The following is a 16,872-nucleotide window of genomic DNA, read 5'->3' as shown; positions in this document are numbered from 1 at the left end:
ACATTGCGAACTCTTTAGACACTGCCCCAACCGGAGGTTCCCACGTAACGTGTGGCACACCCATATGGAAAGCGAGGCAGGTACGCATGTCCGAGCACACCCCGCTCGACCCGGCCGGGAGCGACCCTTCCGCCCACTCCGTAGGCGACCCCTTCGCTCTCGCGGAGGGCGATCCCTTCGGGCCGCACAATCTCCCGTACGGCGTGTTCGCCCTGGTCGGCGGCTCGGCCGCCGCCGCGGAACGCCGGGTCGGCGTACGGCTCGGCGATCACGTCCTCGACGCGGGCGCAGCCGCCGCGGCGCTCGGCTCGCCCTATGTCTCGCTGCTCGCCAGGCCCACGCTCAACCCCTTGCTCGCCGCGGGTCGCACGGCGTGGTCCGACGTGCGGCGCGCGCTCACCGCGTGGGTCACGATCCCGGCGCACCGCGAGGTCGTGCGCCCCCTGCTGTACCCGCTGTCCGAGGTCACGCTGCACCTCCCCTTCGAGGTCGCGGACTACGTGGACTTCTACGCCTCCGAGCATCACGCGACCCACCTGGGCCAGATCTTCCGCCCGGACGCGCCGTCCCCGCTGACCCCCAACTGGAAGCACCTCCCCATTGGTTACCACGGCCGGTCAGGCACCGTTGTGGTCTCCGGGACCGAGGTGGTACGCCCCTGCGGGCAGCGCAAGGCACCTACGGAGACGGCCCCGGTCTTCGGGCCCTCCGTCCGCCTCGACATCGAGGCCGAGGTCGGCTTCGTCGTGGGTACGCCGTCGGAACTCGGCACCCCGGTGCCGCTCGCGGACTTCCGGGAGCACGTCTTCGGGCTGACCCTCCTCAACGACTGGTCGGCGCGCGACATCCAGGCCTGGGAGTACGTGCCGCTCGGGCCGTTCCTCGGCAAGTCCTTCTGCACCTCGGTCTCGGCGTGGATCACGCCGCTGGAGGCCCTGGACGCGGCGCGGGTCGCCCCTCCGGAGCGCACGCACGAACTCCTCCCCTACCTGGACGACTCGGCGGAGTCCGTCGCCGACGAGCCCGGCGGCTACGACCTTCGCATCACCGTGACCCTGAACGGCCACGTCATCTCCGAGCCGCCCTTCTCCACCGTCTACTGGACGGCCGCCCAGCAGCTGGCCCACATGACGGCGAACGGCGCGTCCCTGCGCACGGGCGACCTGTACGGCTCGGGCACGGTCAGCGGGCCGTCCGAGGGGCAGTACGGCTCCCTGATCGAGATCACCTGGAACGGCCGCGACCCTCTTGTCCTCCCGGACGGGAAGCGGACGTTCCTCGAGGACGGTGACGAGGTCACGCTGACGGCGTGGGCACCCGGCCCGGATGGGACGCGGGTGGGCCTCGGCGAGGTCTCTGGCAGGGTCGCCTCCAGCCGCTGAGGTTGCTGGCCGGGGGTGTAGCCACCCCCGGCCCCCGGCGCCGTGTACGACTGCTGCGCCGTCGTGGCTGGTCGCGCAGTTCCCCGCGCCCCTAAGGGCGCCTGCCGTGCCGATCTGCTCTGTCTCTGGCCGGAGACAGGCCCACTCGCCACTCGTCTGCGGCGTCGCCTCGGCTGGTCGCGCCCACGCGGCGGAGCCGCACATGTCACAGCCCCGCGCCCCTAACGGGGCGCTCCGGCTCGGCTGCTCAGAAATCCTCCGGGGGCTCCGGCCACTCCTCCTCCGGGGACTCCGAGGCCTGCGAGGGCACTGGAGGCGCGGTCGGCGCCGGAGCCGCCGCGCCGTCCAGTTCCGCCAAGACCCCCAGTACTCCCTCCCCGTACGTCGCCAGCTTCTTCTCGCCCAGGCCGCTGATGCCGCCCAGCTCTGCCAGGGATGTGGGGCGCAGGGTGGCGATCTCTCGCAGTGTGGCGTCGTGGAAGATCACGTACGCCGGGAGGCCCAGCTCCTTGGCCTGCGCGCCGCGCCACGCCCGCAAAGCCTCGAACACCGGCACCGCTTCCTGGGGCAGCTCGGCGACGGCCGCCGCGGCCTTCGCCTTCCGCTCCCCCTTCGGGGCCTTCGCGGCAGCGGGCCGCTTCGGCTCCTTGCGCAACCGCACCTCCCGCTCCCGGCCGAGGACGGAACCGCTCTCCTCGGTCAGGACCAACGTGCCGTACTCCCCCTCGACGGCGAGCAGCCCCTGCGCGAGCAACTGCCGCACCACACCCCGCCATTCGGCCTCCGCGATCTCCTCGCCGATGCCGAAGACCGAGAGCTGGTCGTGGTCGAACTGGATGACCTTCGCGGTCTTCTTGCCGAGCAGGATGTCGATGATCTGCCCCGCGCCGAACTTCTGTCCGCGCTCGCGCTGGAGCCGCACGATCGTGGAGAGGACCTTCTGGGCCGGCACCGTCCCGTCCCAGGTCTCCGGGGGTGCGAGGCACGTGTCGCAGTTCCCGCAGGACTCCACCGCGGCGTCCTGGCCGAAGTACGTCAGGAGCTGGGCCCTGCGGCACTGGGCCGTCTCGCACAGCGCCAGCATCGAGTCCAGGTGCGAGGCGGCCCGGCGGCGGAACGCCTCGTCCCCCTCGCTGCCCTGGATCATCTTCCGCTGCTGGACGACGTCCTGGAGGCCGTACGCCATCCAGGCCGTGGAGGGCAGGCCGTCACGTCCCGCACGGCCCGTTTCCTGGTAGTACCCCTCGACCGACTTCGGCAGGTCGAGGTGGGCGACGAAACGGACGTCCGGCTTGTCGATGCCCATGCCGAAGGCGATCGTCGCGCAGACGACCAGGCCCTCCTCCCGGAGGAAGCGGGACTGGTGCCTCGCGCGCGTCCCGCCGTCCAGACCCGCGTGGTACGGCACGGCCTTGATGCCGTTCTTGCACAGGAACTCGGCGGTCTTCTCGACGGAATTGCGCGAGAGGCAGTAGACGATTCCCGCGTCGCCCTCGTGCTCCTCCTTGAGGAAGGACAGGAGCTGCTTCTTCGGCTCGGCCTTCGGCACGATGCGGTACTGGATGTTGGGCCGGTCGAAGCTCGCCACGAAGTGCTTGGCGTCCGGCATGCCGAGCCGCTCGGTGATCTCCCGGTGCGTGGCATGGGTGGCCGTCGCCGTCAGGGCGATCCGCGGCACGTCCGGCCAGCGCTGGCCGAGCAGGGAGAGCGCCAGATAGTCGGGGCGGAAGTCGTGGCCCCACTGCGCCACACAGTGCGCCTCGTCGATCGCGAAGACGGAGATCTTGGCGCGGGAGAGCAGATCGAGCGTCCCCTCCAGGCGCAGCCGCTCCGGCGCCAGATACAGCACATCGAGCTCCCCCGCCAGGAACTCGGCCTCCATCACACGCCGCTCGTCGAAGTCCTGCGTGGAGTTGATGAACCCGGCCCGCACGCCGAGTGCCCGCAGCGCGTCCACCTGGTCCTGCATGAGCGCGATGAGCGGGGAGATCACGACGCCGGTGCCGGGGCGCACCAGGGCCGGGATCTGATAGCAGAGCGACTTGCCGCCGCCGGTGGGCATCAGCACGACGGAGTCCCCGCCCGCGACCACGTGCTCGATGATCGCTTCCTGCTCGCCGCGGAACGCGTCATACCCGAAGACGCGGTGCAGAGTCCGCAGCGCGTCACTCTCCGCCACGGCGCCGCTGTCCGCCACCACGCCGCCCTCCGCCACCGCGCTCGGTACGGTCACCTCGCTCATGCCATCGATCCCATCCATCGCCCTGCCCCCGTGCGTCGCGCTTCGACCACAGACTCCACGATAGGGCTCCGCACCGACACCTCAGGAAGTTATCCACAGGCCGCCGCCCGGCACCCCTGTCGGACGGGGTGCCGGGCGGCCGGCGAGTGGAACAGATATGCGGAACAGCCGGCGATACGGCTACCGGACGAAGACCCCCGCCTGGTTCGCCAGATCCAGGAAGTACTGCGGGGCCACGCCGAGCACCAGCGTCACCGCGACGCCCACGCCGATCGCCGTCATCGTCAGCGGCGAGGGCACGGCGACGGTCGGGCCGTCCGCCTTCGGCTCGCTGAAGAACATGAGCACGATCACGCGGATGTAGAAGAACGCGGCGATCGCGGACGAGATCACACCGACCACGACCAGCGCGCCCGCGCCACCCTCCGCCGCCGCCTTGAACACCGCGAACTTCCCGGAGAACCCAGAGGTCAGCGGAATGCCGGCGAAGGCGAGCAGGAACACCGCGAAGACGGCGGCGACCAGCGGCGAGCGCCGCCCGAGCCCCGCCCACTTCGACAGATGCGTGGCCTCGCCGCCCGCGTCCCGCACCAGCGTGACCACGGCGAACGCGCCGATCGTCACGAAGGAGTAGGCCCCCAGATAGAAGAGGACCGACGAGATGCCGTCCGGCGTCATGGCGATGACACCGGCGAGGATGAAGCCCGCGTGGGCGATCGAGGAGTACGCGAGCAGCCGCTTGATGTCGGTCTGCGTGATCGCGACGATCGCACCGGCCAGCATCGTGAGGATCACGACGCCCCACATCACGGGGCGCCAGTCCCAGCGCAGGCCCGGCAGGACCACGTAGAGGAGCCGGAGCAGCGCGCCGAAGGCGGCCACCTTCGTCGCCGCGGCCATGAAGCCGGTGACCGGGGTGGGCGCGCCCTCGTACACGTCCGGGGTCCACATGTGGAACGGCACGGCGCCGACCTTGAAGAGCAGACCCATGACGATCATCGCGGCGCCGATCAGGAGCAGCGCGTCGTTGCCCATGGTGTCGGCGAGCGCGGGGTTGACCTCCTGGACGCTGCCGTCGATGACCTTCGCGATCGTGCCGTACGACACGGAGCCCGCGTACCCGTAGAGCAGGGCGATCCCGAAGAGCAGGAACGCCGAGGAGAACGAGCCGAGCAGGAAGTACTTGACGGCGGCTTCCTGCGACATCAGGCGCTTGCGGCGGGCGAGCGCGCACAGGAGGTAGAGCGGCAGCGAGAAGACCTCAAGCGCGATGAAGAGCGTCAGGAGGTCGTTCGCCGACGGGAAGACGAGCATGCCGCCGATCGCGAAGAGCGCCAGCGGGAACACCTCGGTGGTGGCGAACCCGGCCTTCGTGGCGGCCTTTTCACCCTCACTGCCCGGCGTCGCTCCGGCCTGCGCGGCGAACGAGTCCACGCGCTTGCCGTGTGCCACCGGGTCGAGCCGCCGCTCCGCGAACGTGAAGATCGCGACGAGGCCCGCCAGAAGGATCGTGCCCTGGAGGAAGAGCGCCGGTCCGTCGACCGCGATGGCGCCCATGGCCGCGATGTGTGCCTTCGTCGTGCCGTACCCGGTCGCCGCGAGCCCGACGACCGCGGCGAAGGCCGCGGTGAGGGCGACGACCGCCACGAACACCTGCGCGTAGTAACGGGATTTGCGCGGCACGAAGGCCTCGATGAGGATCCCGAGGACCGCCGCGCCGATGACGATCAACGTCGGTGACAGCTGCCCGTACTCGATCGTGGGAGTGTCGATCTTGTCGATCTGGTCCTGGGGCGCCGCGGCCGACGCCATTGTCCACAGGCTGTGGACGGCTGATGCGCTCACTTGGCCGCCTCCACGTCGGGCTTCGGGTCCTTCTGCTGTACGTCGGACATGGTGTGCTTGACCGCCGGGTTGACCAGGTCGGTGAGCGGCTTCGGGTAGACGCCGAGGCCGATCAGGAGGGCGATCAGCGGTGTGACGACCAGGAGTTCACGCACCCGCAGGTCCGGCATGGCCGAGACCTCCGGCTTCACCGGGCCCGTCATCGTCCGCTGGTAGAGGACGAGGGTGTAGAGCGCGGCGAGCACGATGCCGATGGTGGCGATGATCCCGACCACCGGATAGCGCGCGAACGCGCCGACCAGGACCAGGAATTCACTCACGAAGGGCGCGAGCCCCGGCAACGAGAGCGTCGCGAGACCGCCGATCAGGAAGGTGCCGGCGAGCACCGGTGCGACCTTCTGCACCCCTCCGTAGTCCGCGATGAGCCGCGAGCCGCGCCGCGAGATCAGGAAGCCGGCCACCAGCATCAGGGCGGCGGTCGAGATTCCGTGGTTGACCATGTAGAGCGTCGCGCCGGACTGGCCCTGCGAGGTCATCGCGAAGATGCCGAGGATGATGAACCCGAAGTGCGAGATCGACGCGTACGCCACCAGGCGTTTGATGTCGCGCTGGCCCACGGCGAGCAGCGCGCCGTAGATGATGCTGATCAGCGCGAGCACCAGGATGACGGGTGTCGCCCATTTGCTCGCCTCGGGGAAGAGTCCGAGGCAGAAGCGCAGCATCGCGAACGTGCCGACCTTGTCGACCACTGCCGTGATCAGGACCGCGACCGGGGCCGTGGACTCGCCCATCGCGTTCGGCAGCCAGGTGTGCAGCGGCCACAGCGGCGCCTTCACCGCGAAGGCGAAGAAGAAGCCGAGGAAGAGCCACCGTTCGGTGCTCGTGGCCATCTCCAGCGTGCCGTCGGCCCGCGCCTCGGTGATCTCCTGGAGCGAGAAGTTCCCCGCCACCACGTAGAGCCCGATGACGGCGGCCAGCATGATGAGGCCGCCGACCAGGTTGTAGAGGAGGAACTTCACGGCCGCGTACGAGCGTTGGGCCGAGGCGTTCTCGTCCGTGCCCGCGTGGGCGCGGTCCCCGAAGCCGCCGATGAGGAAGTACATCGGGATGAGCATGGCTTCGAAGAAGATGTAGAAGAGGAAGACGTCGGTGGCCTCGAAGGAGAGGATCACCATCGCCTCGACGGCCAGGATCAGGGCGAAGAAGCCCTGGGTCGGCCGCCAGTTATAAGGGGCCTTCGTCTCATTGGGGCCTCCCCTGCTCGAACGAAGTTGAGAGCTTGGGGAAGGATCGGCGTCGTGCCAGCCCGCCAGGATGATGAAGGGCATCAGGAGTGCGGTGAGCGCGATGAGGGCGACACCGATGCCGTCCACCCCGAGCTCGTACCGCACCCCGAATTCCGCGATCCACGAGCGGGACTCGGTGAGTTGATAGCGGGCCCCGTCGGGGTCGAAGCGCACGAGCACGGTCACGGCGAGCGCGAGCGTGGCGAGCGACACGAGCAGCGCGAGCCACTTGGCGGCGGTACGCCGGGCGGCCGGAACGGCCGCAACGGCGATCGCGCCGACCGCGGGCAGGGCCGCCGTCGCTGTCAGCAGAGGAAAGGACATCGGTATCAGACCGCCCTCATCAGCAGGGTCGCGGCGATGAGTACCGCAACGCCGCCGAACATCGAGACCGCGTAGGAGCGGGCATAGCCGTTCTGCATCTTGCGCAGCCGTCCGGAGAGCCCGCCGACCGAGGCCGCCGAGCCGTTGACGACACCGTCGACCAGGGTGTGGTCGACGTAGACCAGGGAGCGGGTGAGGTGCTCACCGCCGCGGACCAGGACGACGTGGTTGAAGTCGTCCTGGAGGAGATCGCGCCGGGCCGCCCGGGTGAGCAGCGAACCGCGCGGGGCGGTGACCGGGACGGGACGGCGGCCGTACTGGAAATAGGCGAGGGCCACGCCGATGAGCAGGACCACCATGGTGGCGCCCGTGACCGTGGCGGCGCTCAGCGGAGAGTGGCCGTGTTCGTGCTGGGTGACCGGCTCAAGCCAGTGGATGAAGCGGTCGCCGATGCTGAAGAACCCACCTGCGAAGACGGACCCGAAGGCCAGCACGATCATCGGGATCGTCATGGACCTGGGTGACTCGTGCGGGTGCGGTTCGTGGCCCTCCGCATCTGGCTGCCAGCGCTTCTCACCGAAGAACGTCATGATCATTACGCGTGTCATGTAGAACGCGGTGATCGCGGCGCCCAGCAGCGCGACCGAGCCGAGGATCCAGCCCTCCGTGCCGCCCTTGGCGAACGCCGCCTCGATGATCTTGTCCTTGGAGAAGAAGCCGGACAGACCCGGGAAGCCGATGATCGCCAGATAGCCGAGCCCGAACGTCACGAAGGTGACCGGCATGTACTTCCTGAGGCCGCCGTACTTCCTCATGTCGACCTCGTCGTTCATGCCGTGCATGACCGAACCGGCCCCGAGGAAGAGCCCGGCCTTGAAGAAACCGTGCGTCACCAGGTGCATGATCGCGAAGACGTAGCCGATGGGGCCGAGGCCCGCGGCCAGGATCATGTACCCGATCTGGGACATCGTCGATCCGGCGAGCGCCTTCTTGATGTCGTCCTTCGCGCAACCGACGATCGCACCGAAGAGCAGCGTGACCGCGCCCACGATGGTGACGACGAGCTGCGCGTCCGGGGCGCCGTTGAAGATCGCGCCGGAGCGGACGATCAAGTACACGCCGGCGGTCACCATCGTCGCCGCGTGGATGAGGGCCGAGACCGGGGTCGGGCCCTCCATCGCGTCGCCGAGCCAGGACTGCAGCGGCACCTGGGCGGACTTGCCGCACGCCGCGAGAAGGAGCATCAGGCCGATGGCCGTCAGCTTGCCCTCCGACGTCTCACCCGTGGCCTCCAGGACGGGCCCGAAGGCGAACGTCCCGAAGGTGGTGAACATCAGCATGATGGCGATCGAAAGGCCCATGTCGCCGACCCTGTTGACCAGGAAGGCCTTCTTCGCGGCGGTGGCCGCGCTGGGCTTGTGCTGCCAGAAGCCGATCAGGAGGTACGAGGCGAGGCCGACGCCCTCCCATCCGACGTACAGGAGGAGGTAGTTGTCGGCGAGGACCAGGATGAGCATCGCCGCGAGGAACAGGTTCAGATAGCCGAAGAAGCGGCGGCGCCGCTCGTCGTGCTCCATGTACCCGATGGAGTAGATGTGGATCAGGGTGCCCACACCGGTGATCAGCATGACGAACGTCATCGACAGCTGGTCGAGCTGGAAGGCGACGTCCGCCTGGAAACCCTCCACGGGAATCCAGCTGAACAGGTGCTGCGACAGGGAGCGCTCGTCGGCGCCCTTGCCCAGCATGTCGGCGAAGAGCACGACGCCGACGACGAAGGATGCGGCCGCGAGCAGCGTGCCGAGCCAGTGGCCCACGCGGTCCAACCGCCGCCCGCCGCACAGCAGTACGGCCGCTCCGAGCAGAGGCGCCGCTACGAGCAGCGCGATCAGGTTCTCCACTTTTCAGCGACCCCTTACAGCTTCATCAGGCTGGCGTCGTCGACCGAGGCCGAGTGACGGGAGCGGAACAGCGACACGATGATCGCGAGACCGACCACGACTTCCGCCGCGGCGACGACCATCGTGAAGAACGCGATGATCTGGCCGTCGAGATTGCCGTGCAGCCGGGAGAAGGCGACAAAGGCGAGGTTGCACGCGTTGAGCATCAGCTCGATACACATGAACACCACGATCGCGTTCCGCCTGATCAGCACGCCGGTGGCGCCGATCGAGAACAACAGCGCCGCGAGATACAGGTAATTGACCGGGTTCACTTCGACGCCTCCTCGGACTTGGGCGACCGCTCGAGGCGCGCCGTGGAGCGCTGTTCGAGGGCTCGCAGATCGTCGAGTGCCTCGTCCGAGACATCGCGGATCTGGCCGCGCTCACGCAGCGTCTTGTTGACCGTGAGCTCCGAGGGGGTGCCATCGGGGAGCAGTCCCGCGATGTCCACGGCGTTGTGCCGGGCGTAGACACCGGGGGCGGGCAGCGGCGGCAGGTGCTTGCCGCGCACGCGCTCCTCGGACATCTCGCGCTGCGTCTTGGCGCGCTCCGTACGCTCGCGGTGGGTGAGCACCATCGCGCCGACGGTGGCGGTGATGAGCAGCGCGCCGGTGATCTCGAACGCGAAGACGTACTTCGTGAAGATGCTCTCGGCGAGACCCTCCACGTTGCCGCCGGCGTTCGCCTTGCCCATCCCCGCGAACTCGTTCACCGAGGCGTTCCCGATGCCCCCGAAGAGCAGGATCGCGAAGCCGAAACCACAGAGACCGGCCAGCCAGCGCTGCCCCTTGATGGTCTCCTTCAGGGAGTCGGCGGCGGTGACACCGACGAGCATGACCACGAAGAGGAAGAGCATCATGATCGCGCCCGTATAGACGACGACCTGGACGACGCCCAGGAAGTACGCCCCGTTGGCGAGGTAGAAGACCGCCAGGATGATCATGGTTCCGGCGAGACAGAGCGCGCTGTGCACGGCCTTCTTCATGAGGATCGTGCACAGGGCGCCGATCACGGCGACCGTGCCGAGCACCCAGAACTGGACGGCCTCACCGGTGGAGGTGGTGTAGGCGGCGAGCTGCGTCATCGGTTGATCACCTTCCCCGACGCGGGCTCGTCTTCCCCGAAGGTGGAGGCGGCCTCCTGGGGCGTCTCCCCCTTGGAGAGGGCCACTTGCGGCACCGTGCCGGGAGCTGCCTCTGTCACCAGGCCGCGGTAGTAGTCCTGCTCGTCCGTGCCGGGGAAGATCGAGTGCGGTGACTCGACCATGCCTTCCTCCAGGCCCGCGAGCAGCTGCTCCTTGGTGTAGATGAGGCTCTCGCGGCTGCTGTCGGCCAGCTCGAAGTCGTTCGTCATCGTCAACGCGCGCGTGGGGCACGCCTCGATGCACAGACCGCACAGGATGCAGCGGGCGTAGTTGATCTGGTAGACGCGGCCGTACCGCTCGCCCGGGGAGTAGCGCTCCTCCTCGGTGTTGTCCGCGCCCTCCACGTAGATCGCGTCGGCGGGGCAGGCCCAGGCGCAGAGCTCGCAGCCGATGCACTTCTCCAGGCCGTCCGGATGGCGGTTGAGCTGGTGCCTGCCGTGGAAGCGGGGAGCGGTGGTCTTCTCCTGCTCCGGATACTGCTCGGTCAGCCGCTTCTTGAACATGGCCTTGAAGGTCACGCCGAAGCCTGCGACGGGGTTCTGGAACCCCTGCTTCGATTGGTTCGACTCGTGCTGCGACTGGTGTGACTCTTTCTTCGGCTCAGCCATCGGACGCCTCCTTTCCGTCACTTCGGGTTCCGTCACTTTGAGTATCCGGCCCACCACTGACAATCAGCTCCCGCTCCTGGCGCGAGCGTCGTCGCGGTACGGGCGGCAGGCTCTGTCCGGGCAGTGGCGGGACGGGGAATCCGCCCGCCATCGGGTCGAAGGCGGTGGGCTCCTCGCTCTCGGATGCCGCCGCTTCCTTCTCGCGCTTGTCGCGGAAGATGTCGACGACGACGGAGAGCAACAGGAGCGCGATGACTCCGCCGCCCACATAGAGCGCGATCGAGGTGAAGTCGTACTCCTCGTTCCGCATCGCCCTGACCGTCGCCACGAGCATCAGCCAGACGACCGATACCGGGATCAGGACCTTCCAGCCGAGCTTCATCAGCTGGTCGTAGCGGACGCGGGGCAGCGTGCCGCGCAGCCAGATGAAGAAGAACAGCAGCAGCTGGACCTTGATCACGAACCAGAGCATCGGCCACCAGCCGTGGTTCGCGCCCTCCCAGAAGGTGCTGATCGGATACGGGGCCCGCCAGCCGCCCAGGAAGAGGGTGACCGAGACCGCCGAGACGGTGACCATGTTGACGTACTCGGCGAGCATGAACAGCGCGAACTTGATCGACGAGTACTCGGTGTTGAAGCCGCCGACGAGGTCGCCCTCGGACTCCGGCATGTCGAAGGGGGCGCGGTTGGTCTCGCCGATCATCGTCACGATGTAGATCAGGAACGAGACCGGCAGCAGCAGGACGTACCAGCGGTCCGCCTGCGCCTCCACGATCGCCGAGGTCGACATCGACCCGGAGTAGAGGAACACCGAGGCGAACGCCGCGCCCATCGCGATCTCGTACGAGATCATCTGCGCGCAGGAGCGCAGACCGCCGAGGAGCGGATAGGTCGATCCGGAGCTCCAGCCCGCGAGCACGATGCCGTAGATGCCGACCGAGGCGACCGCGAGGATGTAGAGCATCGCGATCGGCAGGTCGGTGAGCTGCATCGTCGTGCGCTGGCCGAAGATCGAGATCTCGTTGCCCGCGGGGCCGAAGGGGATCACCGCGATCGCCATGAACGCCGGGATGGCCGCGACGATCGGCGCGAGGATGTACACCACCTTGTCCGCGCGCTTGACGATCACGTCTTCCTTGAGCATCAGCTTGATGCCGTCCGCGAGGGACTGCAGCATGCCCCAGGGGCCGTGCCGGTTCGGGCCGATGCGCAGCTGCATCCAGGCGACGACCTTGCGCTCCCACACGATGGAGAAGAGCACCGTCACCATCAGGAACGCGAAGCAGAACACCGCCTTGACGGCGACGAGCCACCACGGGTCACGGCCGAACATGGACAGGTCTTCCGCCGCAAGCGGCACCATGTGGTGCATCACGACGTCACCTCCGGGGCCTCAGAGGGCTCCGGCAGGAGCGCCGGGCCGATGCGGACGAGGTCGCCGGGGCGCGCACCGGTGTCGGAAGTGACGCCTCCCCCGGTCGAGTTCAGCGGCAGCCACACCACACGGTCGGGCATCTCGGTGACCACGAGGGGCAGTTCCGTCGCCCCCATGGAGCCCGTGACGGCCAGGACGTCGCCGTCCTTGACGCCGGCCTCGGCCGCGGTGGCCGCCGAGAGCCTGGCGACCGCGGCGTGCCGCGTACCGGCGAGCGCCTCGTCGCCCTCCTGGAGGCGGCCCTGGTCGAGAAGCAGCCGGTGCCCCGCGAGAACGGCCTCTCCGGAGGCCGGCCTCGGCGGCTGGGCGGCCGTCTCCACGGGTTCCGTGGCGTGCGTGCCGTCCCACCCGCCGAGCCGGTCGAGCTCGCGCCGAGCGGTCGCCAGGTCGGGCAGACCCAGGTGTACGTCCCCGGCGTCGGCCAGCATGTGCAGCACACGCGCGTCCGTCGGGGCCAGGGTGCGCGTCATGTGGTCGGGCTTCAGCGCGGCGTCGAACATCCGCGCCCTGCCCTCCCAGTTGAGGAAGGTGCCGGGCTTCTCCGCGACCGCGGCCACGGGGAGTACGACGTCGGCGTGCTCGGTGACCTCACTGGGCCGCAGCTCGAGGGAGACCAGGAACCCGACCTCGGAGAGTGCTTCACGCGCGCGTGCCGGGTCGGGAAGGTCGGCGACCTCCACGCCCGCCACCAGGAGCGCGCCCAGTTCACCGGTCGCCGCCGCCTCGATGATCTGGCCGGTGTCGCGGCCGTAGCGGTGCGGGAGTTCGGCGACGCGCCAGGCGGTCGCGACCTCGTCCCGCGCGCGCGGGTCGGTGGAGGGACGCCCGCCCGGCAGCAACGAGGGCAGCGCGCCGGCCTCGATGGCCCCGCGCTCCCCCGCCCGGCGAGGAATCCACACCAGCCGCGCTCCGGTCGCGGAAGCGGCCCGTACAGCGGCGGTGAGGCCGCCCGGCACCGCGGCGAGACGCTCGCCGACCAGAATCACCGCGCCCGGAGCGCGCAGCGCCTCGGCCGCCGAAGCGCCGTCGCCCTCAAGACCGACCTCTCCGGAGAGCGCGTCGAGCCACTCCGTCTCGGTGCCGGGAGCCGCGGGCAGCAGCGTGCCGCCCGCCTTCTCCAGGCCCCGGGTCTGGTGCGTGGCGAGGGAAAACGTCCGCTGGCCGTGCTTGCGCCAGGCCTTGCGAAGGCGCAGGAAGATCCCGGGCGCCTCCTCCTCGGCCTCGAACCCGACGAGCAGGACCGCGGGCGCCTTCTCCACTTCCGCGTACGTGACTCCGACGCCGTCGAGATCCCGGCCACGGCCCGCGACACGGGCAGCGAGGAAGTCTGCCTCCTCGCTGCTGTGCACGCGCGCGCGGAAGTCGATGTCGTTCGTGTCGAGCGCCACGCGCGCGTACTTGCTGTACGCGTACGCGTCCTCGACGGTGAGGCGACCGCCGGTCAGCACACCGGCCCGGCCGCGCGCGGCGGCGAGCCCGGTGGCCGCGGCTTCGAGGGCCTCGGGCCAGCTCGCGGTCTCCAGCTCACCCGTCTCGGCGTTGCGCACGAGCGGGGTGGTGAGCCGGTCCGGCTTCTGCGCGTAACGGAAGCCGAAGCGCCCCTTGTCGCACATCCACTCTTCGTTGACCTCGGGGTCGTCCTGCGCCAGGCGCCGCATGACCTTGCCGCGCCGGTGGTCGGTGCGGGTCGCGCAGCCGCCCGCGCAGTGCTCGCAGATCGACGGCGACGACACCAGGTCGAACGGGCGGGAGCGGAAGCGATACGCCGCCGATGTCAGCGCGCCGACCGGACAGATCTGGATGGTGTTCCCGGAGAAGTACGACTCGAAGGGATCGCCCTCGCCCGTGCCGACCTGCTGGAGCGCACCGCGCTCGATCAGCTCGATCATCGGGTCGCCCGCGATCTGGTTCGAGAACCGGGTGCAGCGCGCGCACAGCACGCACCGCTCACGGTCGAGCAGCACCTGCGTGGAGATCGGCACCGGCTTCTCGAACGTCCGCTTCTTTCCCTCGAAGCGGCTGTCGGAGTCGCCGACCTGCATCGCCTGGTTCTGCAGGGGGCACTCGCCGCCCTTGTCGCAGACCGGGCAGTCCAGCGGGTGGTTGATCAGGAGCAGCTCCATCACGCCGCGCTGCGCCTTCTCGGCGACCGGCGAGGAGAGCTGCGACTTCACGACCATGCCGTCGGTGCAGGTGATGGTGCAGGAGGCCATCGGCTTGCGCTGGCCCTCCACCTCGACGATGCACTGGCGGCAGGCGCCCGCGGGGTCGAGCAGCGGGTGGTCGCAGAACCGCGGGATCTCGATGCCGAGAAGCTCGGCGGCCCGGATGACCAGCGTCCCCTTGGGGACGCTGATCTCGATGCCGTCGATCGTCAGCGACACGAGGTCTTCCGGCGGAACCGCCGCCTCCCCGCCCCCGGAGGGAGCGCTTTGGCCCGCGGCGGAGCCGCTATTCGAATTCAGTACTGTCATGCGTTCACCTCCGAATGTGCGGAGGGCCGGTCGGCCCAGAGAGTCGACTTCGCCGGGTCGAAGGGGCAGCCCTTGCCGGTGATGTGCTGCTCGTACTCCTCGCGGAAGTACTTGAGCGAGGAGAAGATCGGCGATGCGGCGCCGTCACCGAGAGCGCAGAACGACTTGCCGTTGATGTTGTCGGCGATGTCGTTCAGCTTGTCCAGGTCGGACATGACGCCCTTGCCGGCCTCGATGTCGCGGAGCAACTGGACCAGCCAGTACGTCCCTTCGCGGCACGGCGTGCACTTGCCGCAGGACTCGTGGGCGTAGAACTCGGTCCAGCGGGTGACCGCCCGCACCACGCACGTCGTCTCGTCGAAGCACTGCAGGGCCTTCGTGCCGAGCATCGAGCCGGCGGCGCCCACACCCTCGTAGTCCAGCGGGACGTCGAGGTGCTCGTCGGTGAACATCGGCGTGGAGGAACCGCCGGGCGTCCAGAACTTGAGCCGGTGGCCCGCCCTCATCCCGCCGCTCATTTCGAGCAGCTGGCGCAGGGTGATGCCGAGCGGCGCCTCGTACTGGCCGGGGCTCGTGACGTGGCCGCTCAGCGAATAGAGCGTGAAGCCGGGGGACTTCTCGCTTCCCATCGACTTGAACCAGTCTTTTCCGCGATTCAGGATCGCGGGAACCGACGCGATGGACTCGACGTTATTGACAACAGTGGGGCATGCGTAGAGGCCCGCGACGGCCGGGAAAGGGGGACGCAGTCGCGGCTGGCCACGGCGGCCTTCGAGCGAGTCGAGCAGCGCGGTCTCCTCACCACAGATGTACGCGCCAGCGCCCGCGTGCACGGTGAGTTCGAGGTCGAGTCCGCTGCCCAGGATGTTCTCGCCCAGGAATCCCGCCTCTTTCGCCTCACGCACGGCCTCGTGCAACCGCCTGAGCACGGGGACGACTTCACCGCGCAGGTAGATGAAGGCATGCGACGAGCGGATCGCGTAACAGGCGATCACAATGCCCTCGATGAGGCTATGCGGGTTCGCGAAGAGGAGCGGGATGTCCTTGCAGGTCCCCGGCTCCGATTCGTCGGCGTTGACAACTAGATAGTGCGGCTTTCCGTCTCCCTGTGGAATGAACTGCCATTTCATTCCGGTGGGGAATCCGGCGCCGCCCCGGCCGCGCAGACCGGAGTCCTTGACGTACGCGATGAGGTCGTCCGGCGCCATGGCCAGGGCCTTGCGCAGGCCCTCGTACCCCTCGTGCCGTCGGTAGGTGTCCAGCGTCCAGGACTTCTCCTCGTCCCAGAACGCCGAGAGCACCGGCGCGAGCAGCTTCTCGGGGCTGGTCTCGTTGTCGATCTCGGCAGCCAAGGTCATCACTCCCCCTCCTCGGCGGTCGGTCCGGCCGGGTGGTCCGGGTCGGATGCCGAGGTCTCCTGCGGTGCGTCGTGCGAGCTGAGGTGCTCGGCGGGCGCCTCGTCCTGCGGGCCGCCCGTGCGCGGGTGGACCACGCGCGGCTGTGGCAACTCGCCCTTGGCCAGGCGAAGACCGATCAGCGATGCGGGGCCCGCGCCGCCGCTCGCCTCGACGGCGCCGGCGCGCTCGTCCGGGAAGCCCGCCAGGATCCGGGCCGTCTCCTTGTACGTGCACAAGGGGGCGCCGCGGGTCGGCTCGACCTGCACGCCCGCGCGCAGGTCGTCGACGAGCCGCTTGGCGGTCTCGGGAGTCTGGTTGTCGAAGAACTCCCAGTTGACCATCACGACGGGAGCGAAGTCGCAGGCCGCGTTGCACTCGATGTGCTCCAGCGTGACCTTGCCGTCCTCCGTGGTCCCTTCGTTGCCGACGCCCAGGTGCTCCTGGAGCTGCTCGAAGATCGCGTCGCCGCCCATGACGGCGCACAGCGTGTTCGTGCAGACGCCGACCTGGTAGTCACCGGAGGGCTTGCGCCGGTACATCGTGTAGAAGGTCGCGACCGCGGTGACCTCGGCGGTGGTCAGGCCGAGCACCTCCGCGCAGAAGGCCATGCCCGTACGCGTGACGTGGCCCTCCTCCGACTGCACGAGGTGCAGCAGTGGGAGCAGCGCGGACCGGGAGTCCGGGTAGCGGGAGATGATCTCCTTGGCGTCCGCGTCGAGCCTGGCCCGTACGTCGGCCGGGAAGTCGGGGGCGGGGAGTTGGGGCATGCCCAGGCTGACGCCCGCACCCTGC

Annotated in this window: 12 protein-coding genes; 1 reads left to right on the top strand and 11 read right to left on the bottom strand. The window is 69.0% G+C overall.

Going from position 1 to position 16,872, the window contains the following annotated elements; genetic code table 11:
- Positions 1–86: 86 nt before the first annotated feature.
- Positions 87–1,382 (top strand): fumarylacetoacetase, encoded by a 1,296-nt coding sequence (fahA, locus tag ACIBCK_RS26130; protein ID WP_399394084.1) that lies wholly within the window; start codon positions 87–89, stop codon positions 1,380–1,382.
- 247 nt (positions 1,383–1,629) lie between these two features.
- Here fahA and recQ read toward each other — a convergent pair whose 3' ends face one another.
- From recQ to nuoE, 11 genes are all read right to left on the bottom strand, one after another.
- Complete coding sequence (gene recQ, locus ACIBCK_RS26125; RefSeq protein ID WP_399394082.1) at positions 1,630–3,624, bottom strand: DNA helicase RecQ; 1,995 nt, start codon at positions 3,622–3,624, stop codon at positions 1,630–1,632.
- Between the two features lie 180 nt (positions 3,625–3,804).
- Positions 3,805–5,469 (bottom strand): NADH-quinone oxidoreductase subunit NuoN, encoded by a 1,665-nt coding sequence (gene nuoN / locus ACIBCK_RS26120; RefSeq protein ID WP_399394080.1) that lies wholly within the window; start codon positions 5,467–5,469, stop codon positions 3,805–3,807.
- Positions 5,466–7,079 carry an NADH-quinone oxidoreductase subunit M gene (locus tag ACIBCK_RS26115; RefSeq protein ID WP_399394078.1) on the bottom strand — a complete coding sequence of 538 codons (1,614 nt, stop codon included), beginning with the start codon at positions 7,077–7,079 and terminating at the stop codon, positions 5,466–5,468. Before ACIBCK_RS26115 ends, nuoN begins: the two co-directional genes overlap by 4 nt.
- Before the next feature lie 5 nt (positions 7,080–7,084).
- Positions 7,085–8,980, bottom strand: a complete 1,896-nt coding sequence (nuoL, locus tag ACIBCK_RS26110) for an NADH-quinone oxidoreductase subunit L (RefSeq protein ID WP_399394077.1) — start codon at positions 8,978–8,980, stop codon at positions 7,085–7,087.
- Between the two features lie 14 nt (positions 8,981–8,994).
- Positions 8,995–9,294, bottom strand: a complete 300-nt coding sequence (gene nuoK / locus ACIBCK_RS26105; RefSeq protein WP_249588397.1) for an NADH-quinone oxidoreductase subunit NuoK — start codon at positions 9,292–9,294, stop codon at positions 8,995–8,997.
- A complete protein-coding gene (locus ACIBCK_RS26100) occupies positions 9,291–10,106 on the bottom strand; it encodes an NADH-quinone oxidoreductase subunit J (protein WP_399394074.1) in 816 nt (271 codons plus the stop codon). Before ACIBCK_RS26100 ends, nuoK begins: the two co-directional genes overlap by 4 nt.
- Positions 10,103–10,774 (bottom strand): NADH-quinone oxidoreductase subunit NuoI, encoded by a 672-nt coding sequence (gene nuoI, locus ACIBCK_RS26095; protein WP_367044230.1) that lies wholly within the window; start codon positions 10,772–10,774, stop codon positions 10,103–10,105. Before nuoI ends, ACIBCK_RS26100 begins: the two co-directional genes overlap by 4 nt.
- Positions 10,767–12,146, bottom strand: coding sequence for an NADH-quinone oxidoreductase subunit NuoH (gene nuoH / locus ACIBCK_RS26090; RefSeq protein ID WP_399394606.1), 1,380 nt, complete (start codon positions 12,144–12,146; stop codon positions 10,767–10,769). Before nuoH ends, nuoI begins: the two co-directional genes overlap by 8 nt.
- On the bottom strand, positions 12,146–14,683 hold the full coding sequence (locus ACIBCK_RS26085; RefSeq protein WP_399394073.1) for an NADH-quinone oxidoreductase subunit G: 2,538 nt from the start codon (positions 14,681–14,683) through the stop codon (positions 12,146–12,148). The genes nuoH and ACIBCK_RS26085 overlap by 1 nt, the downstream gene beginning before the upstream one ends.
- Positions 14,680–16,041 (bottom strand): NADH-quinone oxidoreductase subunit NuoF, encoded by a 1,362-nt coding sequence (nuoF, locus tag ACIBCK_RS26080; RefSeq protein ID WP_399394071.1) that lies wholly within the window; start codon positions 16,039–16,041, stop codon positions 14,680–14,682. Before nuoF ends, ACIBCK_RS26085 begins: the two co-directional genes overlap by 4 nt.
- Positions 16,041–16,847, bottom strand: a complete 807-nt coding sequence (gene nuoE / locus ACIBCK_RS26075; protein ID WP_399394604.1) for an NADH-quinone oxidoreductase subunit NuoE — start codon at positions 16,845–16,847, stop codon at positions 16,041–16,043. Before nuoE ends, nuoF begins: the two co-directional genes overlap by 1 nt.
- Between the last annotated feature and the right edge of the window lie 25 nt (positions 16,848–16,872).

Origin of the sequence: Streptomyces sp. NPDC051218 (genome assembly GCF_044455475.1) — a bacterium.
GTDB lineage: Bacteria > Actinomycetota > Actinomycetes > Streptomycetales > Streptomycetaceae > Streptomyces.
This window is presented reverse-complemented; position numbering and strand designations above follow the sequence as displayed.

Bases quoted from the DNA above. Each gene is read 5' to 3' on its own strand.
- fahA (WP_399394084.1), top strand. From the start codon at position 87: ATGTCCGAGCACACCCCGCTCGACCCGGCCGGGAGCGACCCTTCCGCC.
- recQ (WP_399394082.1), bottom strand. From the start codon at position 3,624: ATGAGCGAGGTGACCGTACCGAGCGCGGTGGCGGAGGGCGGCGTGGTG.
- ACIBCK_RS26115 (WP_399394078.1), bottom strand. From the start codon at position 7,079: ATGTCCTTTCCTCTGCTGACAGCGACGGCGGCCCTGCCCGCGGTCGGC.
- ACIBCK_RS26100 (WP_399394074.1), bottom strand. From the start codon at position 10,106: ATGACGCAGCTCGCCGCCTACACCACCTCCACCGGTGAGGCCGTCCAG.
- nuoI (WP_367044230.1), bottom strand. From the start codon at position 10,774: ATGGCTGAGCCGAAGAAAGAGTCACACCAGTCGCAGCACGAGTCGAAC.
- nuoH (WP_399394606.1), bottom strand. From the start codon at position 12,146: ATGCACCACATGGTGCCGCTTGCGGCGGAAGACCTGTCCATGTTCGGC.
- ACIBCK_RS26085 (WP_399394073.1), bottom strand. From the start codon at position 14,683: ATGACAGTACTGAATTCGAATAGCGGCTCCGCCGCGGGCCAAAGCGCT.
- nuoF (WP_399394071.1), bottom strand. From the start codon at position 16,041: ATGACCTTGGCTGCCGAGATCGACAACGAGACCAGCCCCGAGAAGCTG.
- nuoE (WP_399394604.1), bottom strand. From the start codon at position 16,847: ATGCCCCAACTCCCCGCCCCCGACTTCCCGGCCGACGTACGGGCCAGG.